Origin of the sequence: Mesorhizobium sp. M4A.F.Ca.ET.020.02.1.1 (assembly GCF_004022645.1) — a bacterium.
Taxonomy (GTDB): Bacteria; Pseudomonadota; Alphaproteobacteria; order Rhizobiales; family Rhizobiaceae; genus Mesorhizobium.
The window spans coordinates 1-4,244 of record NZ_RZOI01000545.1 but is presented as its reverse complement, the minus strand read 5'-3'; the positions used below and the strand labels follow the sequence as shown (position 1 = coordinate 4,244).

Annotated in this window: 2 protein-coding genes and 4 pseudogenes; 4 read left to right on the top strand and 2 right to left on the bottom strand. The window is 57.8% G+C overall.

The annotated features are described in order from the left end of the window. From EN742_RS26270 to EN742_RS26260, 3 pseudogenes are all read left to right on the top strand, one after another. Positions 1 to 131: pseudogene (locus EN742_RS26270) on the top strand (IS110 family transposase); the annotation flags it as partial. Between the two features lie 774 nt (positions 132 to 905). Further along, positions 906 to 1,087, top strand: a pseudogene (locus tag EN742_RS26265) (transposase); the annotation flags it as partial. A 206-nt stretch (positions 1,088 to 1,293) separates the two neighbouring features. Next, a pseudogene (locus EN742_RS26260) lies at positions 1,294 to 1,517 on the top strand (transposase domain-containing protein); the annotation flags it as partial. A gap of 282 nt (positions 1,518 to 1,799) precedes the next feature. Here EN742_RS26260 and EN742_RS26255 read toward each other — a convergent pair. Further along, entirely contained in the window at positions 1,800 to 2,276 is a 477-nt protein-coding gene (locus tag EN742_RS26255) for an Lrp/AsnC family transcriptional regulator (protein WP_128333458.1), read from the bottom strand. Next, a complete protein-coding gene (locus EN742_RS26250) occupies positions 2,263 to 2,793 on the bottom strand; it encodes a hypothetical protein (protein ID WP_128333457.1) in 531 nt (176 codons plus the stop codon). The genes EN742_RS26255 and EN742_RS26250 overlap by 14 nt, the downstream gene beginning before the upstream one ends. Positions 2,794 to 3,739: 946 nt before the next feature. Here EN742_RS26250 and EN742_RS39605 point away from each other — a divergent pair. Next, a pseudogene (locus tag EN742_RS39605) lies at positions 3,740 to 3,863 on the top strand (IS3 family transposase); the annotation flags it as partial. Positions 3,864 to 4,244: the final 381 nt, after the last annotated feature.

Here is a 4,244-nt window from a genome sequence, read left to right as displayed (position 1 = left end):
ACGAAGCCATGCGGGATCTCGTCCGCGCGCGGGCGGGCGCAGTTGAGACACTTCGGGTCCACCGGCAGCGTGTGAGCGCCGTCATGCTCAAGCACGGACGTATCTTCCCGCGCAAAAAGGGCTGGACCATGCACTAGAAGGCGGGCGTCAGCGGCGATCACGGGTGCGTTTCCGACCAAATGACTCCGTTCTGCAACTGCTGAACTCCTACTGAATATTATGTTGCGGAGGCAAGCTGGGTTTGGCCGCCGAAAGGGGGGGGGCAGGGCGGCTCCGCCACATAATCTCGCCCGACGCATAAGACCGGATCGGCACCGGTGTCGCGCACCAGCGCCGCCAGCCGTCCGAACCTTTCCTGAAGTCGACCGGCCGCGTCGCCACATAGACCTTGGCGCCGGCAGGGATCATGTTGACCGCAACGGCCGGATCGTCTCGATCAGAAGGGTCGGGGCAACATCGCGATCCGCGCGGATCGTCGCGTCCCCAATGACGATCTCCAGGCCGCCCGCGCGATCATTATCGCCAGGCGCCCCTCCAGCTTGGCGAAGCTCTGCGCTTCCGGCAGTTGCCTTTCCGGCAGCATAGCAATGGTACCCGAACGGATCGCCTTTCGCCGCCATGCAAACACGTGCTGCGGGCTCACATCTCACATCATGCGCGCGGGCAACCGCCGAGACATTAGCGCAGGGCGTCTCGCCTCTTCCAGTATCCGTGCCTTCGCCCGACCACCGACGGCGAGGGACAGCAGGGCTGGCATCAAGTCGAGCTGGCATCGCCTCGATGCCTGCAAACGCTCCGTGTCTGGACTTGGATGCAGACTCCAAACGAACCTCCCGCGAGAATCATCACGAGAGTGTTGCGGCCTTCACCGGATCGCGAAACATGGGGTGAGGTTGGCGCTTACCATCAATGCCCTTGAGCCGTGGCTTGGACAGCAACTCACCCTTATCAGCCAGAGACCAAGCTGGCGGAAGCTATCCGCTACGCGCTCTCGCGCTGGCGAGGTCTGACACGATTCCTCGACAACGGTACGATCGAGATCGACTCCAACGTTGTCGAGCGCGCCGTCCGTCCCATTGCCATCTCGGGGTCATTCTGCCCATGTTGGGCAGGAGGTCGAGGTCCATTACCGTTGGCACCCGTATTTCGGACGTCGGCTTCGCTGCGAGAACAGCGAAGAGCGCGCCAACGGCCGGATCATTCATCTCGTCGTCGCGCCCAGTCATGTCATTACCGCTCCGGCCTGGATGATCGATCCCGTGGCTTGCGCGGGTGCATAATGAATCGGTCTTCGCGCTGAACCGCAAGAATGCACTCTTCGCCGGCTCCGACGGCGGCGCCGAGCACTGGGCAACGATCGCTTCGCTGATCGAGACACATTCAAGCTCAAAGGCGTCGAGCCTCACACCTACCTCGTTGACGTGATCGCCCGGATCGTCGCCGGCCATCCACAAAGCCAGATCGACGATCTGCTGCCTTGGGCCTACAGACCTATGCCGCTCAAGGCCGTGGCCTGAACAGCGGTTACTTCTCGGCGACTGTTCAGTCCGATCATTTGGTCAGGCGATGAATAGGACTTCACCGCGCGTTTCGCGTGGAGCGAAGCGCTGCGAAGATAGGCTGGGTTATTTGGATTGCCCAGTGGTTCCGAGGGAGCGGCTAAGCCCGCTACATTGGTGGCACTTTTCCGCCGAATTCATTGCCGCAGTCAAGTAACGCCATTGCGCCTTCGCAAGCGGATTTGCAAGCGGGTGAGTTGCTAACGGGACGCGAGTTGGAGCCGACATCAATTGAACGGCTCAGTCATCCGGTGGCATTTCGACGGGCACCGCAAAGCCTGCTTTTACTCTATCCATGACAACCATCGTCTTGACGGCCTTGATGTCAGAATTTTCGTAAAAAAACCGCCGCGTGAAGGCTTCGTAGTCCTCCATGCTTGAGGCGGTAACATACAGAACAAAGTCCGCGTCACCTGTGACATAAAAGCCATTGACCACCTCAACTGTGGATTTGATAGCCTTCTTGAATCTGTCAATGATATCCGCCCGCTCCCGCTCCAAGCTTACAAGTACGAGCATTTGCACCGGTCTGCCCACGGCCTTGGCAGATACTATCGAAACATCGGCCTCTATGATGCCCTCCGAGCGCAGACGTTTCAGACGTCTCTGACATGCAGTGGCTGAAAGACCGACCATATCTCCGATAGCTTCAGATGTGAGGCGATTGTTCTTCTGCATGATTTCCAATATGCGCGCGTCAATTCTATCGTACTGCATCTGGTCCCCGTCTAAAGCTGCGGCGCGCTATCCCCGCGTTCAGGAAACGTCGTCTGGCGATCGTCAATTGATACCTCGGAAAATCGACCTCCTCAGCGGGTGCGGCCCAGTCGTTGGTGATTTCCAAACAACACCCTCGAGCTATGACCCATGTTGCCTGCTCGGCCAGGTTGAAGCTGAGCAGCGAAGCAGATGAAGTCCAAGTGTGCAAACATTTATTATTAAAAGCCCTTGAGGCTTTCTTAGAATTCGAACAGCGGAGCGTGCAGTCGGCTAACGCTAAAAAGGGGTCGCTTGCGGGAGTGACCGATCGCACGCGATATACCACTTGGGGACGCTCGATGGCGCTTGATGCATCTAGATGGCGCTGGATGCATAAAAAAACGCTGCAGGTGAGAGATCCCGCCTCGCGTTGGCTGTCGGCAATTTCATCAATGTTTTTGGCGCCGCGTATGCTTAATGTGCTCGAGCGTTCATTCGGCTCGCCAATCCAGTTAAGAAGTTCGTTGAGGATCACGAGCCCAGCACGCCAATACGTCCAGCAACGTGCGTGGATTCTTAGTAAGCTGTTCACAGCCGTTCTCCGTTACGCGAAGGGCCGCGCAACAGCAACGCTCGCACCCTCCAGCCGTAAGGCCCAACATCGTGTGGACCACATCCCCGGCTTGACCACCGCATCGTGCTCCTTACGGAAGCTCGCTGTACGCTCGGCCACGGCAGCTGGATAGCCGATACGAGCAAGAGATTAGGGCCATCGCATGCTTTACAGCCGCAACTCGGGTTTCGGACTCCGCGCTCAAGATCAAAGTCGGTTCCATTCCCTCTCCTCCCTCAATTTTTTTCCGTCTTTGGCAAGCTACGGCTTCATATGCTTCATATGTATGCTGATGGGTAGGGCCCACGCGAAGATTTCTCTCCTACCTCGGGACGAGAGCTTATACGTGCTGGATAGCGCTTTCCACTATAAACAGCAGGGATTGCGCACAAATACCGCTCTTTTATACAGGACCTCGTATTCTTCCTGCGCCTGCTCTATTCTGCTCGCGCTGACGCGCCTCCGCCACAGCGAGAAGGCGAAAGATATTCAGGTGCAGAGAAGACGCCAACCCCCGCTTTTACAAGCTCATTCTCGAGTCGGCCGTCGATGTACAGCGTACCCACCCAACCACCGAGAATACATCTTTTGAGAAGCGGGTCGGTTGCCGGCGAATTTTGCAGCGGACATTCCCAATCCTTGAAGCCTGCTCTCCCCTTTCTGCAACTTATGTCAGTCGGTCGGCGAATTCAGGACGAGTTCGCATGATCTGTCGTTGCCGGTTCCCGAGCACGCCGAAGAGCTTTTGAACCGATCAGACCCACGGACACCATCATGCCGGCGGCTGCGTGCCGATCGCGAACAGAGAGGAGCAGGATGCTGGTGCGAAGAGGCGGATGCGTGCCGCAAGCATCACACTCTAGAGGTTCGGGCCAAGTTCGACGGGATGGACGTGTCCGGCGCCGTCCCTGAAGCCTCTGGCGGATCAGAACGCCCAGCTGAAGAAGCTCCTGAGCCAGCAGATGCTCGACAACGCGATGCTGAAGGATGTCGCCGCAAAAATTGGTGACGCCGATGCGAAGCGTAAGCCGTGGTTCATGCCTGCGAGATGCATGGGGTGAGCCAGCGCCGCTCCAAGACTCTGAACATCGACCGTTCGGCGGTGCCCTACACCAGCATCAGCGCGGGGTTAGGCTCAACGGCACCATGTTCTGCAAAGGGTCCCGAGCAGGTTCAGCCGTAGCAACGAATCCTTCAAGTAAATTTTACAGGATCTTTGCGACCGCAAGTCGCTGACAATGATACGTAAACCACCTGGTCTGAGGGATTCAAGCGAAGGCCGCCGGACCAAACACATCGGAGGATCACTAGCAATGGCAAGAAGAGCGCTCGTCCTGATTGAAGGGTCACGTGGTAATGGCCCCCTTTACGTC

Coding starts and splice junctions, on each gene's coding strand:
- EN742_RS26255 (WP_128333458.1), bottom strand. CDS start 2,276: ATGCAGTACGATAGAATTGACGCGCGCATATTGGAAATCATGCAGAAG.